14 protein-coding genes are annotated in these 18,051 nt (G+C 45.0%); 4 read left to right on the forward strand and 10 right to left on the reverse strand.

Features of this window, described 5'->3' with window-relative positions; translation table 11 throughout:
* Positions 1 to 64: 64 nt before the first annotated feature.
* Positions 65 to 1,573, reverse strand: coding sequence for a lysine--tRNA ligase (gene lysS / locus VIM91_RS00565; protein WP_331862898.1), 1,509 nt, complete (start codon positions 1,571 to 1,573; stop codon positions 65 to 67).
* Between the two features lie 50 nt (positions 1,574 to 1,623).
* Positions 1,624 to 2,719, reverse strand: a protein-coding gene (prfB, locus tag VIM91_RS00570; protein WP_331862899.1) for a peptide chain release factor 2 whose coding sequence is annotated in 2 segments (ribosomal slippage) — positions 1,624 to 2,646 and positions 2,648 to 2,719 — 1,095 coding nt in all. Because the reading frame shifts where the segments join, the coding sequence is not laid out codon by codon here.
* Positions 2,720 to 2,942: 223 nt separating this feature from the next.
* Between prfB and VIM91_RS00575 the strand changes: the two genes are divergently transcribed.
* Positions 2,943 to 3,650, forward strand: a complete 708-nt coding sequence (locus VIM91_RS00575) for a DUF5610 domain-containing protein (RefSeq protein ID WP_331862900.1) — start codon at positions 2,943 to 2,945, stop codon at positions 3,648 to 3,650.
* Between the two features lie 88 nt (positions 3,651 to 3,738).
* Here the strand turns inward: VIM91_RS00575 and VIM91_RS00580 are convergent, their stop codons facing one another.
* The 7 genes from VIM91_RS00580 to dapA all read right to left on the reverse strand — a co-directional run bounded on the left by VIM91_RS00580 (position 3,739) and on the right by dapA (position 14,353).
* Entirely contained in the window at positions 3,739 to 4,602 is an 864-nt protein-coding gene (locus VIM91_RS00580; RefSeq protein WP_331862901.1) for a universal stress protein, read from the reverse strand.
* Positions 4,602 to 6,092, reverse strand: coding sequence for a SulP family inorganic anion transporter (locus VIM91_RS00585; RefSeq protein ID WP_331862912.1), 1,491 nt, complete (start codon positions 6,090 to 6,092; stop codon positions 4,602 to 4,604). Before VIM91_RS00585 ends, VIM91_RS00580 begins: the two co-directional genes overlap by 1 nt.
* Before the next feature lie 14 nt (positions 6,093 to 6,106).
* Complete coding sequence (locus VIM91_RS00590; RefSeq protein WP_331862902.1) at positions 6,107 to 6,313, reverse strand: hypothetical protein; 207 nt, start codon at positions 6,311 to 6,313, stop codon at positions 6,107 to 6,109.
* A gap of 50 nt (positions 6,314 to 6,363) precedes the next feature.
* The gene (locus VIM91_RS00595) at positions 6,364 to 8,265 is read right to left on the reverse strand and encodes a 5'-nucleotidase C-terminal domain-containing protein (protein ID WP_331862903.1); all 1,902 of its coding nucleotides are present in this window, start codon (positions 8,263 to 8,265) and stop codon (positions 6,364 to 6,366) included.
* A 176-nt stretch (positions 8,266 to 8,441) separates the two neighbouring features.
* Positions 8,442 to 12,311: a phosphoribosylformylglycinamidine synthase gene (gene purL, locus VIM91_RS00600; protein WP_331862904.1), complete on the reverse strand. Its 3,870-nt coding sequence runs from the start codon at positions 12,309 to 12,311 to the stop codon at positions 8,442 to 8,444.
* A gap of 93 nt (positions 12,312 to 12,404) precedes the next feature.
* Entirely contained in the window at positions 12,405 to 13,475 is a 1,071-nt protein-coding gene (gene bamC, locus VIM91_RS00605) for an outer membrane protein assembly factor BamC (RefSeq protein WP_331862905.1), read from the reverse strand.
* The gene (dapA, locus tag VIM91_RS00610; protein WP_331862906.1) at positions 13,475 to 14,353 is read right to left on the reverse strand and encodes a 4-hydroxy-tetrahydrodipicolinate synthase; all 879 of its coding nucleotides are present in this window, start codon (positions 14,351 to 14,353) and stop codon (positions 13,475 to 13,477) included. The genes bamC and dapA overlap by 1 nt, the downstream gene beginning before the upstream one ends.
* A 226-nt stretch (positions 14,354 to 14,579) precedes the next feature.
* On the opposite strand from dapA, the gene VIM91_RS00615 reads away from it, so the two are divergent.
* The 3 genes from VIM91_RS00615 to VIM91_RS00625 all read left to right on the forward strand — a co-directional run bounded on the left by VIM91_RS00615 (position 14,580) and on the right by VIM91_RS00625 (position 17,329).
* On the forward strand, positions 14,580 to 15,053 hold the full coding sequence (locus VIM91_RS00615) for a peroxiredoxin (RefSeq protein WP_331862907.1): 474 nt from the start codon (positions 14,580 to 14,582) through the stop codon (positions 15,051 to 15,053).
* A 15-nt stretch (positions 15,054 to 15,068) separates the two neighbouring features.
* Complete coding sequence (locus tag VIM91_RS00620) at positions 15,069 to 16,490, forward strand: PhoH family protein (protein ID WP_331862908.1); 1,422 nt, start codon at positions 15,069 to 15,071, stop codon at positions 16,488 to 16,490.
* Positions 16,491 to 16,678: 188 nt separating this feature from the next.
* Positions 16,679 to 17,329 carry a prepilin-type N-terminal cleavage/methylation domain-containing protein gene (locus tag VIM91_RS00625; protein ID WP_331862909.1) on the forward strand — a complete coding sequence of 217 codons (651 nt, stop codon included), beginning with the start codon at positions 16,679 to 16,681 and terminating at the stop codon, positions 17,327 to 17,329.
* Positions 17,330 to 17,425: 96 nt separating this feature from the next.
* Here the strand turns inward: VIM91_RS00625 and greA are convergent, their stop codons facing one another.
* A complete protein-coding gene (greA, locus tag VIM91_RS00630) occupies positions 17,426 to 17,902 on the reverse strand; it encodes a transcription elongation factor GreA (RefSeq protein ID WP_331862910.1) in 477 nt (158 codons plus the stop codon).
* Positions 17,903 to 18,051: the final 149 nt, after the last annotated feature.

Below are 18,051 nucleotides of genomic sequence, written 5' to 3' on the forward strand. Positions count from 1 at the left end.
AACATGGCATAAATAAAAAAAGCCCGTAAATACGGGCTTTGGTGGCAGTTGGTAACAATTAGAATTAGACGTGCCGCATGTGCGGAAACAGCAACACGTCTTTGATGCTGGCTGAATCGGTAAACAGCATTACCAAACGGTCAATACCAATACCCTGCCCGGCGGCCGGTGGCATACCGTGTTCTAACGCGGTGATAAAGTCGGCATCGTAATGCATGGCTTCATCGTCGCCTTCATCTTTCGCACGAACTTGTTCCATAAAACGTTCGGCTTGGTCTTCAGCATCGTTTAACTCTGAGAAACCATTGGCCAATTCACGCCCACCAATAAAAAGTTCAAAGCGATCCGTCACAAACGGATTGTCATCTTTACGGCGTGCCAAAGGCGACACTTCGGCTGGGTATTCGGTGATAAAGGTTGGGTCCATTAAACGATGTTCAACGGTTTCTTCAAAAATTTCAGTTTGAATTTTGCCCAAACCATAACCTGGGCGTACATCAATTTTTAGCTTTTCGGCCAACGCGATGCAGTATTCAATGTCGTCTAAATCATCCGCATTGACGCCTTCGTTAAACATCGCGATCGACTGTTTTAGTGGAATACGTGCAAACGATTTATCAAAATGGAACACCTGACCTTGGTAAGGCACTTCGCCACTGCCTAACGCCAACTGCGCCAGTTCTTTAAACATTTCTTCGGTGTAGTCCATCATGTCGTTATAGTCGGCATAGGCCTCGTAGAACTCAACCATGGTGAACTCTGGGTTATGGCGGGTGGATAACCCTTCGTTACGGAAGTTGCGGTTGATTTCAAATACCTTCTCAAACCCGCCAACTAACAAACGCTTTAAATACAACTCTGGCGCAATACGCAAGAACAATGGCATATCTAACGCATTGTGATGGGTCACAAACGGCTTGGCCGATGCACCACCGGGGATGACTTGCATCATCGGGGTTTCAACTTCCATAAAGCCTTTGCGTACAAAAAATTCACGCATTGCATGAATGATTTTTGAGCGCATCTCAAAGGTCTTACGGCTTTGCTCAGACATGATCAAATCCAAATAACGCTGGCGATAACGCACTTCTTGATCTTGCAAACCGTGGAACTTGTCCGGTAATGGGCGCAAAGCTTTGGTGATCAATTCAATCGATTCCACATGAATTGATAATTCATCGGTATTGGTTTTAAATAAATAACCCGATACACCCACGATGTCGCCCAAGTCCCACTTTTTGAACTGCTCGTTATAAAAGCCTTCTGGCAATTCATCCCGTGTGACATACACCTGAATGCGCCCGCTCATGTCTTGCAAGGTAGCAAAACTGGCTTTCCCCATAATACGGCGCAACATCATACGGCCGGCTAATTTAACGCGCACTGGCTCCATCGCCGCCAATTCTTCTTTGGTTTTAGCGGCATACTCGTTTTGCAGATCCATCGCTAATACATCACGGCGGAAAGTGTTGGGATAAGCTTGGCCGGTTTGGCGCAAACTGTCTAACTTGGCGCGGCGTTCAGCGATAATTTTGTTCTCATCGACTTCTGGCGTAGGTGTTTGTTCTGACATTCGATTTTTCCCTAAATTTTAATTCTGTAATCAACCACCAGGCCTGGTGGTTATAAGCCGGCCTTTAAGCTGGCTTCAATAAACTGGTCTAAGTCTCCGTCTAACACCGCACTGGTGTTGCCGGTCTCAACATTGGTTCGTAAGTCTTTAATACGCCCAGAATCCAATACGTAAGAGCGAATTTGACTGCCCCAACCGATATCCGATTTAGAATCTTCCAAGCTTTGTTTTTCGGCATTACGGCTTTGCATTTCAAGCTCATACAACTTGGCGCGTAGCTGTTTCATCGCTTCCGCTTTGTTCTGGTGTTGCGAACGACCATTTTGGCACTGCACCACGGTATTGGTGGGCAAATGCGTAATACGCACCGCTGATTCGGTTTTGTTGACGTGCTGACCACCCGCCCCACTGGCGCGATATACGTCAATCCGCAAGTCGGCTGGGTTAATGTCGATTTCGACATCATCATTCACTTCCGGCGAGATAAATACCGAAGCAAACGAAGTGTGACGACGGCTACCGGAGTCAAACGGCGATTTACGCACTAAACGATGCACGCCGGTTTCGGTGCGCATCCAGCCATAAGCATAGTCGCCCACCACATGAATGGTCGCGCCTTTAATGCCGGCGACTTCACCATCGGATACTTCCAATACTTCGGCTTTAAAACCTTTCGATTCGATCCAACGTAAATACATACGCAATAACATGCTCGCCCAATCCTGCGCTTCGGTGCCGCCCGAGCCGGACTGAATTTCCAAGTAGCAATTGTTGGGGTCCATCTCACCCGAAAACATGCGCTGAAATTCAAGTTCATCGAGCTTTTTGGTTAAGCTATCGAGTTCGGTTTCGACTTCTTCGACCATGCCGCTATCGTCTTCGGCTTCAGCCATTTCTAGCAGTTCTTTACAGGCTTCTAAGCCGCCTAACAATTCGTCCAGCGTGCCGACAACCTTTTCGAGTTGGACTTTTTCTTTGCCTAAACTTTGAGCTTTTTCCGGGTTATCCCAAATTTTTGGGTCTTCTAATTCACGCGAGACTTCGACTAAACGTTCGGATTTGGTTTCGTAGTCAAAGATACCCCCTCAGCACCTGGCTGCGGGCTTGGTAATCGTCAATTCGGTTATACAGTGGATTAAGTTCCATTGAGCCTTATTCCCATCAAAATTTAAACCGTGAATAATACCATTATTAGCCAAATCCTAGGAACGTTTTTGAACAAGCCTAAAGCTTTCGTTAATTCCGCCGATATAGTTAAAGTACACAAACCACCAGGCCTGGTGGTGAAATAACACATTAAATAAAAAAGTACGTTAAAATAAAATATAAGTTAAACCTGCTAACCCCTTGACCAGAAAAGGATTTTACTATGGCTATTCAATCTGCTAACGGCCTTAACCAAGCTTACTCAAAAGTGTCGCAAATCGAAAACGCGACACCACAGAACAAGTTGCTCGACAATCAAGCTCGTCAGACCGAGAAGTTTTCGCTGGATGGCTCTAATGCATCCAGCCAAGCGCCTGGGCAAGACAAGCCGCTAACCAAAGAACAACAAAAGGTTGAGCAACAAGCCAACCTAATTGAACATTTGTTTGGCAAAGGCGCACCTAAAGAATCGAATGCACTTAAGATTTTATTTCAAGAAACCATCGAAAAGCTAAACGAAGTCTTAGCGCCAGATTTAGGCCCAAATGCGATTAGTGCCGAAAAACTAGCGGAACAAGGTGGCATGGACTACTGGTCACCCGAAAACACCGCTGGGCGTATCGTGCAAGGCACCACCGGTTTTTTTGAATCTTACAAAGCCGCTAACCCCGGTTTAGAGGGTGAAGCGTTATTGGATAAATTCTTAAGCGTGATTGGTGGCGGAATCGAGTCTGGCTTTAAAGACGCGACCAATATATTGCAAGGGTTTGGGGTTTATCAAGACTCCATTAAAGACAATGCTGAAAAAACCTACGACCTCGTCCAACAAGGGTTAGCGGCTTTCCGTGAGCAACAAATGGAAAAGATGGGATTGAGTAGCCCAGCTGGAACAGGTAAAGATGCCTTAACTCAAACCACCGAGTCTGATTAATTACCAGGCCTGGTAATTAATTACATTGTTTAAGCCCCCAAAAAAGCCGACAAGTAAATGTCGGCTTTTTTGTTTCACGCGCGATAGTCTAACGTAACAACAAGACAGGTTTATTATTGTTCTCGAGCATCTTCAAAGTAAAGCTGCCAAAGAACAAACTGCGTAACTTACCATGACTAAATGCCCCCATTACCGTCATATCCAGATTATTTACATCCTGATATTTCAATAATTCAGTTTGTGCATCGCCACTTAGCAAAGCCACTTGATAAGACAAACCCGCTTGTTTTAGCTGCCCTGCGGCTTGATCTAACAAAGCTTGCGCGTCAGGCTTGTCTGACGCGTGTACCAAGTGGATTTGCATGTCACGGTACAAAGGGCTTTTACAAACCATATCTAGTGCCTTATTTGCGCCTTCCGTATCGTTGTAAGCCAACATCATCGACTTAGGTTCTTTAAAGTCGCCGTTCACAATAAAGATAGGCTTATGCAAAGCACGAATCGAGGTTTCCAATTGTGAACCGATGCCTTTGGTTTCTTCAGTATGATCTTCACCACGTAAACCTAACACCAATACACGAATCTCGGCTTCCAGATCGGTTAGGGTTTCGGCCAAATCACCATGACGCTGCTTGGTTAACACCTCTTTAATCGAAATGTTAGCAATGCGTGTTTTGGCTTTTTCCAACATGGCTTTACCGGATTCAATCAAACGTTTGCTTTCGGCTTGTTCGTCTTCGGACAAAGTCTGCATTAAGTTTTCACGCATGTTTGGGGTTAAATTGCCCGAGTGGTCGGTGTGATCCAGCAACATACTGTGTTCAATTGAATGCACTAACTCTAATGGCGAGTTCACTTTTTGCGCAATCCAAGCGGAATAATCGATAACAGCGTCAGACAATTCTGAACCGTCTACGCAAGCCATGACCCATTTTTGCTCTAATGTCTGCATTAGTGACCTCCCATCACTTTTTCAATTTTTGCCGGGTCGTTATGCACCGCGTATTTGTCCATCAAAGTTTCGCTGGCTTCATTCAAGCCAATAATTTCAACATCTGCACCTTCTCGACGCAGTTTAATTACTACTTTATCTAACGCATACACCGCACTAATATCCCAGAAATGGGCTCGATGCACATCGATAATAACTTTGTCGACCGCCTCTTTAAAATCAAAATATTTAATGAACTTCTCAGAAGAATTAAAAAACACCTGCCCTACCACACTGTATGTACGTGCACCACTCGCTTCATCAAAGCTTTTGCTCACATACATAAACTGGTTCAGTTTGGACGCCATAAATAAAGCGGCTAATACCACACCCGCAATCACACCAAAGGCTAAGTTGTGTGTCCACACCGTAATAACAACCGTCGTCAACATGACAATCGTGGCAGACAGTGGATTGGTGCGCATTTCGGGAATTGAACTCCAACTAAATGTCCCAATCGACACCATGATCATCACTGCAACCAAAGCCGCCATTGGCACAACTGATAAATAATCGGCCAAGAACACCACCATAATTAATAAAACCAAACCGGCTGTAAAGGTAGATAAACGACCACGACCACCGGATTTAATATTAATCACCGACTGACCAATCATTGCACAACCGGCCATGCCACCAGTAAAGCTAGATGCAATATTCGCCACGCCTTGACCTTTACACTCGCGTTTTTTGTCACTATCTGTATCGGTCATTTCATCCAAGACTTGCGCTGTCATTAGCGACTCCAACAAACCTACTAATGCAATTGCCACAGCATAAGGCAGAATAATCCAGAGTGTTTCAAAATTAAACGGCACATCAGGCAATAAGAATACAGGCAAGGTATCCGGCAACTCTCCCATGTCACCAATCGTGCGCACATCAATACCCATTGCGACAACAATGGCCGTTAAAACAATAATCACCACTAAAGGCGATGGAATCATCGAACCTATTTTGGGAACATAAGGAAATAAATAAACCAAGGCTAAACCAAATGCGGTTAAAGCATATACATGCCAAGTCACATTGGTTAATTCAGGCAACTGCGACATAAAAATTAGAATCGCCAAAGCGTTTAAAAAACCAACCATGACTGAACGCGAAATAAAGCTAATTAAGTTCTGAAGGTTTAAGTAACCGGCTAGGATTTGAAGTAAACCCGCTAAAATACCAGCGGCTAATAAATACTCAAGCCCATGATCTTTCACCAAGTTTATCATTAACAAGGCCGTCGCCGCGGTGGCGGCTGAAATCATCCCTGGACGGCCACCTACAATCGCAATAACCACCGCAATCGTAAACGACGCGTACAAACCGACTTTGGGATCGACACCCGCAATAATCGAAAACGCAATCGCCTCTGGAATTAAAGCTAAGGCTACCACTATACCGGCCAAAATATCGCCGCGTATATTGCCAAACCAGTCCTTTTTATTTTGTGATAACAACATATTACCGCCCATCATTTGTTTATTTTTATAGGTGCATTAGAGCCAATGCGGGTCTCTAAATTAAGAATCGACTTTGAAACCAAGATTAAATTAAATCGAAAGAACGCTTTAAGGTATGTAAAAGTGGTTTGTATTCTAGCGGTATAAGCTTTAAATAACAACCACCAGGCCTGGTGTCGTGGTTGCCACCAGGCCTGGTTCTTATTTTTAATAGACATAAAAAAACCCAGCCAAAGCTGGGTCTTTTTATAACTTACAACAGTGTTGATTAAATCAACTTACCTGCGTAATCTGCGATACCTGGGTTATCACTTACACCTTTCAATGTTGGGTGGTTAACTTTGTTTAGCTTCAAGTTACCTTTATGGTTACGTAGGTAATCAGCTGCTACGTCCCACATTAAGCGACCTTCACCAACCTGGTCAACCTGCGCCCAACCGGCCACAGTGTAAGTTTTGTTCGGTTCAACCGGAGTACCATCGTCCAACGTGATGTTGGTAATACGACGACCCAACGTTTCGTTAGGATCACAAACATAATCCAAACCACCGATACGCGCCATGTCACCACCTGACTGAAGGTAAGGATCAACCACGAATAGGTTTTCACAAATACCTTCAAACACGTCTTTCAACTGTGCGCCCGTCATTTCTGTGCGGTAGGTTTCACCGTAAGTTAAAGAAGTTTCATCCATAACGCGTTCCATGGTGATCATCTCACCTTGCATTACAGACGTACCCCAACGAACACCGGCTGACATTGCGATTTCAGTATCGTGCTCTTCACGCAATGCGTTAACCAAAATCTGGTCCCACGTACCCATAAAGTTACCACGACGGTAAAGTGTATCTTCCGCTTCACCAAACTCTTCGCTTAGGATTTCACCATAGGTTTTACCTAAACGATCTTTGTTGTTTTTGTACTTAGGATTACGCGCTTCAACTACGTTTTCATCATATTTACGCTGATATAGATCGGCAATAAACTGGTTCACACCTTCGTCGGCCGCCAATACATTCGAGAATACTGGTAATAAACGGTAATCGATACCTTTCAGTTTACCTTCTTGAATGTCTAAGTCCATTACACCAACAAACTTACCGTTAGAACCGGCGTTAGTAACGTAACAAACACCACCTTCTGGTGTTTTAACCTTAGTTGGGATTGGCATACCATCATGAGTATGACCACCGAAGATCGCATCGATACCATTTACACGGCTAGCCATCTTAATGTCAACGTCCATACCGTTATGCGAAATCATGATAACCGCAGCCACTTTTTCGTTTGCACGGATGTGATCAACGGTTTCTTGCAAGTCTTCTTCACGTAAACCAAATGACCAGTTAGGGAAGTTAGCTTGTGGGTTCGCGTTAGACAAACGTGGGAAAGTTTGACCCACTACCGCAACACGCTCACCATTTACTTCTTTAATGGTGTAAGGCTTAAACGGACGTAGCTCGTCTTCGTTGTATAAACCAATACCGTATTTTTCAGTTACTTCATAGTATGCGTCACCAAACAAGGCATCTTCACGGATACGAGTGTTTTGAGAAACATACTCACCCTTAAACGCTTGTAAGTTTCTTAGAACTTCGTGCTCTTCATAAGTGAATTCCCAGTGACCAGTCAAGATATCCATACCTAATAGGTTAGACGCTTCAACCATGTCCATACCACGTGTCCAAAGAGCGGTTGCTGAACCATGCCATAAATCGCCACCATCCATGTAGATCGTGTTTTCACGTCCACCGGCTTGGTCACGTAACATATCTAGCAAGGTTTTTAGGTGCGCGAAGCCACCCACTTTACCGTAACGAGCGGCCGCATCTTCAAAGTCTAGGTAAGAGAATGCATAAGACTCTGGCGTACCTTCTTTAAGACCGACGTTTTCTAATAGTTTTTTACCTACGATGTGTGGACGCTTGCCATAAGCTGGGCCTACACCTAGGTTAACGTTTGGTTCACGGAAATAAATAGGTTTTAATTGTGCGTGAGTATCGGTAGTGTGTAATAAGCGTACTTTGCCTTTCATTGGCACGTTATACATGCTGGCATCACCAGACCATTCACCTGGTTTATCACCCATTGCACGAGCGCCAGCTGGCAACATACCAGCGGCTGCAGCCACCGCCATTACGTGTAGAAATTCGCGACGATTTAAAGACATAAGGTCTCTCCGTTCTAATTAAAATTAAGCCCTAAAGCCGTTCAAAAAAGTCCAGCTAAGTTAACTAAATTGATGATTAAAGTCAAATTCAGCGCCCTTGGCTACACAAGAATTATCTTATAACTAATATAATTTTTTTTATGGCATCATTAAAATTCGTAGCGTAATTAAACCAATTACCCCACCCATTTACGCGCATTTCGGAATAAACGCATCCAAGGCGCATCTTCTTGCCAATCATCTGGACACCAAGAATGCTGCACAGCACGGAACACACGCTCAGGATGCGGCATCATTATTGTAACGCGGCCGTCCTGAGTGGTTAAGCCGGTAATACCCTGCTCCGAACCATTCGGATTATAGGGATAACGTTCGGTCGCTAAACCTTGCGCGTTCACATAACGTAAACCAATCAAACCTTGCGCCGCTTCCGCCGATGAACCACCAAAATCCACGCGGCCTTCGCCATGCGCGACCGCTACCGGAATACGACTGCCTGCCATACCCGCTAACAACACCGAAGGCGATTCCGCCACTTCGACCAAAGACAAACGCGCCTCAAATTGCTCTGAGCGGTTACGTTTAAACGCTGGCCAATGTTGAGCACCAGGAATAATGTCTTTTAAATTCGACATCATCTGACACCCGTTACACACACCCAAACTAAAGGTGTCTTGGCGGTTAAAGTAGGCTTCAAACTGATCACGTGCACGTGGGTTAAACAAAATTGAGTTGGCCCAACCACGGCCCGCTCCTAATACATCACCGTAAGAGAAGCCACCACAAGCCACTAAGCCTTTAAACTCATCTAACGACACACGACCTTCTAGAATGTCGCTCATATGAACATCAATTGAGCTAAACCCTGCGCGGTCAAAAGCAGCCGCCATTTCTTGCTGACCGTTTACGCCCTGCTCACGCAGGATGGCAACCTTTGGCCTGACCCCTGTTTGAATGAAGGGCGCAGAAACGTCGTCATTTATATCAAAACTTGGCTTCGCAACCAACTCGGTATGAGCCGAATCCTTAATTGCGTCAAATTCTTGCTCGGCGCAAACTTCGTTATCGCGCATCGCTTGAATACGATAGGAGGTTTCAGACCACCAGGCCTGGTAGTGAGCACGCGCCCCTTTTAACAAGGTTTTGCCTTGAGCCTGAATCACAATTTCATCGGTGGTGTTAATACCGCCAATCCAATGTGACATCTCTGCTAATTGGTGTTTCGCCAAAATTTCATTAACCTGTTCGATATCTTGGTTTTTGACTTGAATCACCGCACCCAACTCTTCAGCCGTCAGCGCCGAGATTGGCTCCGCACCTAGTTCACTGACATCAATATCAATGCCGCAATGACCGGCAAACGCCATTTCTAGCAAGGTCACTAGCAAACCACCATCGGCACGGTCGTGGTAAGCCTGAATTAAACCGGCTTGGTTTAAAGCTTGAATCGCTTCAAAGAAATGCACAAGGTCTTGCGCATTGTCCAGGTCGGCCGCCAAATCACCCACTTGGTTATAAACCTGCGCCAAACAGCTGCCGCCAATACGGTTTTGTTTGCGACCCAAATCAATCGCGCATAATTGAGCATCACCCAACTTAGTGCGCAGCTGCGGGGTTAGGGTTTTACGCACATCTTCAACAATCGAGAACGCGGTAATGTTCAACGAAATCGGTGAAATCACGGCCTTATCTTGGCCTTGATCTTGCCATACGGTTTTCATTGACATCGAATCTTTACCGACCGGCACCGAAATACCTAAAGCCGGACACAATTCCATGCCGACGGTTTCGACTGCGGCAAATAATGCGGCATCTTCACCCGGATGACCGGCCGCGGCCATCCAGTTTGCGGACATTTTAATATCTGAAATCTTGCCAATTTTAGCCGCGGCAATATTGGTAATGGCTTCGGCAATCGCCAAACGTGCGGAGGCTTTTGGATTAATTAACGCAACTGGAGGGCGTTCACCCATCGCCATAGCTTCGCCGGTGTAACCTTTGTAGTCCGATGCGGTTACGCCCACGTCTGCGACCGGAACCTGCCAAGGCCCGACCATTTGATCACGTGTCACCATACCAGTAATCGTTCGGTCGCCAATCGTGATTAGAAAAGATTTACTGGCAATGGTTGGCAGCTTTAATAAACGTTCAGTAACCTCTTCCAGATCCAAAACAGCGGTTTCAAAAGCTGGTTGTGGAATATTTAAGGTTTTGACATCGCGCTGCATTTTTGGCGGTTTGCCTAACAATACATTCAACGGCAAATTCACCGGTGTGCCTTCCAAAACTGTATCATTCACGACCAACTCTTGCTCAGCGGTAGCTTCGCCCACAATTGCGTACAAACAACGTTCGCGCTGGCAAATGGCTTCAAACTGCTCGATCTTGTCAGGATAAATCGCTATGACATAACGTTCCTGCGATTCGTTACACCAAATTTCCATCGGTGACATTCCCGGCTCATCATTCGGCACTTTGCGTAAATCGAAATGTCCACCGCGCCCGCTATCGTTCACCAGTTCTGGAAACGCATTCGATAAACCGCCCGCACCCACATCATGGATCGAGGCTATAGGGGTATCCTTTCCTAAATAAGTACAACGATCGATCACTTCTTGAGCGCGACGTTCCATCTCAGGATTATCACGCTGTACAGATGCAAAATCTAACGCTTCTGAACCAGAACCTGAGTCTACACTCGATGCCGCACTGCCACCCAAGCCGATTAACATCGCCGGACCACCTAATACGACTAGTTTTGCGCCAACCGGGATATTTTGTTTTTGTACGTGCATCTCACGAATGTTGCCCAAGCCACCCGCCAACATAATGGGTTTATGATAACCACGAACTTCTTCGCCATCGCTGGTTAACATTGGATTTTCATAGGTTCGGAAATAACCGTTAATCGCCGGACGACCAAATTCGTTGTTATAACCGGCTGCACCTAGTGGACCTTCAATCATAATATCCAAGGGCGAGACAATACGCGCCGGACGACCGTACTCACGCTCCCAAGGCTGTTTAAAGCCCGGGATATTTAAGTTAGACACCGTAAAACCGGTTAAGCCAGACTTAGGCTTCGAGCCTTGACCGGTCGCGCCCTCATCACGAATTTCACCACCGGCACCCGTCGCCGCACCCGGAAAAGGTGAAATTGCGGTTGGGTGGTTGTGAGTTTCAACCTTAATCTGTACATGTACTGGCTCAGAACTATAAGCATATTCAGCGCTACCAGGTTGTGGGAAAAAACGCACCGCATCTGGCCCTTGCATAACCGCCGCGTTATCACTATAAGCCGATAACACACCCGTCGGATTCGATTGAAAACTATTGCGAATCATGCCAAATAAGGACTTGGCTTTTGCTTCACCATCAACGATCCAATCGGCGTTAAAAATTTTATGACGACAATGCTCAGAGTTGGCCTGTGCAAACATCATCAATTCCGCATCGGTCGGGTTACGCTTTAATTGACCAAAGTTCTCAACCAAATAATCAATTTCATCTTCGCTTAAGGCCAAACCTAAATCTTTATTGGCTTTTACCAAAGCACCACGGCCACCTTTTAAAACGTCCACTGTGCGCAAATTACGTGGGCTATGCTGTTCAAATAAAGCGTTAATTTGAGTTAAATCTGTCCAAGCCACCGAAGTCATACGGTCATACAAAGCAGGTATAAAAACATCCAGCTGGTCAGAGTTGATACCTTTTAAGAAATAAGCCACGCCTTTTTCAATGCGTTTAATTTGTGGCAAACCGCAAGTATGTGTAATGTCGGTGGCCTTAGAAGACCAAGGCGAAATCGTGCCTGGACGCGGGGTAATCAAACAACTCGCTGATTGAGCTGGGGTTAAGTCGGCCTCCTCTCCATTTAACAATTGGCGTAACTGTGACAGTTGGTCTGGTGTCAGGTCAGCTTCAGTTTCGTAAAAGTAAACATTTTGCGAGGCCACACCGGCAATTTTACCTAGCGAAGCAAGCTTGGCGTTCAGTTGGCTTAAACGATAGTCAGAATGAGCGGGAAGCCCCCAAATGATTTGCATAACTCTGGTTCCTAAATGAAGATACGGAGTGAAAACTTTTGTTAAAACTAATAGAAAAAGCCCTCGTTAAGAGGGCTAAGGGTATTTAATACATTATTTTTCGAGCAAGCCTAACGCGGTCAAAATGTGACGACGTTGTTCAGCGTTCAGCGGCGGAACACCCTCTGCAACACTCAAACTTAACAGGGTTTGCTCGCTATCTGATTGGTATTGGGTCAATTTTAAACCTACCGTATCCGGCAGATCGCTTCCAGAAAACAGACGCGCAAACAAACCTTTTGATGTTGGGGTGTTTTCAGGTGTATTCACCCAAACTTCGTATAAAGCAGGCCTGGTGGCTGTAACCGACCATTCGGCACGATAAACCATCGCTTGTAAATAATCCCAAGCTTGCGATCGTGGAGCCGCCAATACCAAACCAGCGAGTTCTTCACCTTCTACAAGTTCTTGGTAGTAAGCCGCACTTTGAATTTCTTCAATGGCTTGCAGCTGCGTCGCGCCGAAAAACACCATCGCACGATAAAGTGCAAGTGATTCCATCATCGTATCGTAAGGTCGCAAAACCCAATCCGTCGCATCTTCACTTGAATCTGCCAACATCATGTGGTGACGAATACGAACCTTAATTTTTTGATTAGCCTCCTCTTCAATAACCTGCAGACTGTAACGATCATAAATCCCCGATACTAACTCTGGACGCCAACTATTGAGCATACGCGATAACGCACTTAATTCCTGCTCAACCGGAGCTTGTTCGGTTCTGGCTAGATATTGCGTTTTAATCAACCCTAGGTCTAGACGTTCTTCGGCTATTTCAAAACCTTGCTGCTGGATAAACTGCCGCAAACCTGACCAAACCTGTTTTACATCGACACCTTCAAATTCGAGCCAACGTTCGACAAGATTGGATTTCACTTGAATCTGTTCAACCTGGTAACTCGGAATCGTATCTACCGTCGATAAATCGACCGACTCGATGGGCTGGGTTAAAGCCGTGTTGTTGGTTTTAGGCTGAATAAAATTAGGTGGCATTTCGAGTTTTTTTGCCAATTCCGCTTCGTGAACCCGGTGATCATCCTCACCGTTGTAAATATTCGACAAACTTGAACAACTCGCCAAACTAAAACACAGGGCTCCAAGCCCGAACAGCCTTAATAACGTCACTATGACAACACTCCTGCCTGAACCAATGCGCCGCGGACAATCTCATGGTAGGTTTGCGATAACGGTGTTAAAGGCAAACGAATTGCCGGTTTGATTAAGCCCATTTGAGTCATCGCCCACTTAACCGGAATCGGATTAGCCTCAACAAATAACTTCTGATGCAACCCCATTAAAGGCGCATCTAACTGACGCGCTTTATCCGCGTCACCACTTAAAGCCGCTTCATAAGCTTGAGCTACCAGGCCTGGTGCAACATTGGCGGTTACCGAAATACCACCATGACCGCCAAGTAAAATAAACTCGATTGCGGTGGCATCATCACCGGTATACAAATCAAAATCCGGTGCTACTAATTCAAGAATTTTGCTTACGCGAGACAAATCACCGGTCGCTTCTTTCACCCCAACAATATTTGAAACCTTAGCCAATCGACCAATCGTTTCAGGTTGCATATCGCATGCGGTGCGCCCCGGAACGTTATAAAGAATCTGTGGAATATCGACCGCTTCCGCGATCTTTTTATGATGTAAATACAAACCTTCTTGAGTCGGCTTGTTGTAATAAGGGGTCACCAATAGACATGCATCCGCCCCAGCTTGCTTGGCGCACTGAGTGAGCTGAATGGCTTCGGAGGTAGAGTTTGCGCCGGTGCCAGCAATCACGGGAATACGTTTATTAACACGCTCAACCACAAAACGAATCACATCACAGTGCTCTTCCATATCGAGCGTGGCTGATTCACCGGTTGTACCCACCGCCACAATGGCCTGCGTGCCGGATTCTATATGCCACTCAAGCAACCGTTCCAATGCGGCATAATCAACGCTTTCGTCTTCGTTCATTGGGGTTACCAATGCCACCATACTGCCTCTAAACACGGCCCATTCTCCACAATAATAATTTGCCGACTTGCCAGCCAATCACCAGGTTTTTTCCATCAAAATAATCAGCAAGCCGTAAAGGCGTAATCTTACCGTTTCAGGCCTGGTTGTTCAACTGGTTATTGCGCTCGTCGCGGATTATTCACCTTCAACCCCAAAAGCGGTTGCACGCAATGAGATTTATGGTGATACTAGAACCAAAACATAGGCGATGGAGTCCACAATGTCATCAAACTTAGCGTTACAACTAAACGACTTTCAACTCAGCACCACACCAGATCAAACACTTCAACTCGATGACTTAAAAGGTCACTACAGCATCTTATACTTTTACCCTAAAGATAATACGCCCGGTTGCGCGCAAGAGGGTCAAGACTTTCGTGATTTATATGCCGCTTTCCAAAAACTGGGGGCAGAAATTTACGGCGTATCCAAAGACAGCTTACAAAAACATCAAAATTTCAAGAATAAATACCAGTTTCCATTTGAACTGATTAGCGATCCAGATGAGATTTTGTGCAAAATGTTTGATGTCATCAAATTGAAAAAGAATTTCGGCAAAGAATATATGGGCATTGAGCGCAGCACCTTTCTGCTCGACCCTAACCTCAAGCTGATAAAAGAATGGCGTAAAGTCAAAGTCACTGGCCACGCGCAAGATGTTTTAGACACCCTCAAAAACCACGCTTTGAAATAATCACAAGGAACGGTTATGTCAGATAATACCAAACGCCTCTTCATCCTAGACACCAACGTGCTCATGCACGACCCGATGGCCTTATTTAACTTTGATGAACATGATTTGTTTATCCCCATGACCGTGCTCGAAGAGCTGGATGCGGGCAAAAAAGGCGTGTCAGAAGTCGCACGAAATGTGCGTGAAACCAACCGCTTGATGGACAAAATCATTGATGGTGCTGACTTTGAAACCATCCGCAAAGGCCTTGCGTTAGAAAATATCCACCCACGTAAAAATGATGAAAACACCTCATTGCATCTCGGCAAACTGTTTTTTGAAACCGAAATTCTAAAAGCCGAATTACCCACGACCATTCCAAGCCACAAAGCCGACAACCAAATCTTGCAAACCGGCTTGGCTTTAAAAGCCAAGTTTCCAGAGCGTAATGTCACACTGGTCACCAAAGACATCAACATGCGCATTAAAGCCTCGGCGGTGGGTTTGCACTCAGAAGATTACTACAATGACCGCGTACTTGAGGATGCCGATTTACTCTATACCGGTTACGAAATCCTGCCAGACGATTTTTTTGAAACTCACGGTAAAGACATGAAAGCCTGGCAGGTAGAAGCCCGGAGTTTTTATGAGTTAAACATTGACAGTGATCAACAACACCATTACTACCCAAACCAATGCTTAATCAGCTCGAACGATTCCGGCTTCAGTGCAATCGTTCGTAAGGTAGAAGAACACAAAATCACCCTAGAAACCATGCGGGACTACACCGAAGGCAAGCATAGTGTTTGGGGAATTAACGCGCGCAATAGCGAGCAAAACATGGTCATGAACTTTCTCATGGACCCTGATATTGACTTTGTTTCCTTACTGGGGATTGCGGGCACAGGTAAAACCCTTCTGGCCTTGGCATGCGGACTTGAACAAACCTTGGATCAAGGCATTTATAACGAAATCATTATGACGCGCGCCACCATTCCGGTTGGCGAAGACATCGGTTTTTTACCCGGTACGGAAGAAGAAAAAATGACACCCTGGATGGGCGCATTAATGGACAACCTCGAAGTCCTAACAATGGCGGATGAACATGGCGCCGACTGGGAAAAACAGTCCACTCAAGAGTTGTTAAACAAACGCATTAAAATCAAATCGCTTAACTTTATGCGCGGACGTACTTTTATGAAAAAGTACATCATTATCGATGAAGCCCAAAACCTCACGCCTAAACAAATGAAAACGCTCGTCACGCGCGCTGGTGCAGGCACTAAAGTCATTTGTTTAGGCAACATCGGTCAAATCGATACACCCTACCTCACCGAAACCACCACCGGCTTAACTTATGTGGTGGATCGTTTTAAAAACTGGGAGCATGGTGCACATATTACCCTCAAACAAGGCGAACGTTCACGTCTTGCCGAATTTGCATCCGACGCGCTATAATCAATTAACTTATTGTTATTAATAACAAATAATCTAATAACCACCAGGCCTGGTGGTTATTAGATTCAAATCAACAAGTAATTAATAAAAATCAACTAAAAGATAAGCCGCCACAACAATTTGTTTGATAAAATTATAACGAACAAATTGATCAAAATGATCAAATGAAAATACCAAAAGGATGATACATGCAAACCCAAAATAAACAAAAAGGCTTCACCCTCATCGAAATCGCCATTGTACTGGTTATTATCGGCTTGCTACTTGGCGGCGTTTTGAAAGGTCAGGAATTAATTAAAAGCGCCAAAGTAAAAGCGGCGGCCGGTGATGTAAATGCCTACTCCGTGGCTTTAATCGGTTATCAAGATCGTTATGGGGATTTATTTACCAATGGTACGAAAACAGATGCTTATATAGCTGGTGGTACACCTGTTACAACGGCAACAGATACTGAAGGTAAAAGTACTGCAATGTTAAACGAACTAAGCGCTAGAGGTTTTATTTCTGCCAAAACACAGCACGCTTTAGGTGGTGAAATTGTTTTGATTAAAAATGGAGTTTTTACTGATGGAACACTAGGCAGCACAGACCTTGCTAGAAATGATAGTACTGAACCGAAAACATTCAATTGGGCAGTTTGCTACACCGGCATTAATACCGAAGAAGACTTGCAGGGTTTAATCCGAGCCATTGATGGTAGCAGTGTTGACTTCACTACTACCTTTGCAGTAACAACCAGCCCTTATGTTACTGGACGTGCTCGTGTTGTTGATGCCACTGACTATGACACACCTACGTCAGCCCCTGAAGATGAAACTGTAGTTTGTTTCGAAATTTAGCCCTCTAAACGTCAGCCAATAAAAAACCCGCTCTTGCGGGTTTTTTATTGTGTATCCTAACCACCAGGCCTGGTGGTTAATATTTCAAGAACCTTATTACACGTAACTGACTTCCAAAATCTCATAGTCAATTTCGCCGCTTGGGGCTTGTACTACAACCTCTTCGCCTTCTTCCTTGCCAATCAACGCGCGTGCAATCGGTGAGTTAATCGAGATTTTGTTTTGTTTTAAATCCGATTCCTCATTCCCCACAATGCGGTAAATGACTTCATCATCCGTTTCGATATTTAGCAACTTAACTGTCGCGCCAAATACAATCTTACCCTGTGCATTTAAACTCGCCACATCAATAATCTGGGCGTGACTTAAAACGCCTTCTAAATGCTTAATACGCGCCTCTATAAAGCCCTGCTGCTCACGTGCGGCATGGTATTCGGCGTTCTCTTTTAAATCGCCGTGTTCACGTGCATCAGCAATAGCCTGCGTAATTCTTGGGCGTTCTTCTTTTTTTAAACGTTGAAGCTCGACTTGTAACTTATCGGCTCCATCTTTAGTCATAGGATGTTTTTGCATAATGTCTTACTCCATAAAAGAAAAGAAGCCAGCACGTCAACGTACCAGCTTCTTTTATGCAACTAACGAATTTATATTCTAGTTACTTAAACATATCAAGGTTTAAGCGTTATGTAAATCTTGTAAACGATGCACCGGTTGATTATCTA

This window comes from Thiomicrospira sp., from assembly GCF_036568485.1.
Taxonomy (GTDB): Bacteria; Pseudomonadota; Gammaproteobacteria; order Thiomicrospirales; family Thiomicrospiraceae; genus Thiomicrospira.

Coding starts and splice junctions, on each gene's coding strand:
- lysS (WP_331862898.1), bottom strand. CDS start 1,573: ATGTCAGAACAAACACCTACGCCAGAAGTCGATGAGAACAAAATTATC.
- VIM91_RS00575 (WP_331862900.1), top strand. CDS start 2,943: ATGGCTATTCAATCTGCTAACGGCCTTAACCAAGCTTACTCAAAAGTG.
- VIM91_RS00580 (WP_331862901.1), bottom strand. CDS start 4,602: ATGCAGACATTAGAGCAAAAATGGGTCATGGCTTGCGTAGACGGTTCA.
- VIM91_RS00590 (WP_331862902.1), bottom strand. CDS start 6,313: ATGTCTATTAAAAATAAGAACCAGGCCTGGTGGCAACCACGACACCAG.
- VIM91_RS00595 (WP_331862903.1), bottom strand. CDS start 8,265: ATGTCTTTAAATCGTCGCGAATTTCTACACGTAATGGCGGTGGCTGCA.
- purL (WP_331862904.1), bottom strand. CDS start 12,311: ATGCAAATCATTTGGGGGCTTCCCGCTCATTCTGACTATCGTTTAAGC.
- VIM91_RS00615 (WP_331862907.1), top strand. CDS start 14,580: ATGTCATCAAACTTAGCGTTACAACTAAACGACTTTCAACTCAGCACC.
- VIM91_RS00620 (WP_331862908.1), top strand. CDS start 15,069: ATGTCAGATAATACCAAACGCCTCTTCATCCTAGACACCAACGTGCTC.
- VIM91_RS00625 (WP_331862909.1), top strand. CDS start 16,679: ATGCAAACCCAAAATAAACAAAAAGGCTTCACCCTCATCGAAATCGCC.
- greA (WP_331862910.1), bottom strand. CDS start 17,902: ATGCAAAAACATCCTATGACTAAAGATGGAGCCGATAAGTTACAAGTC.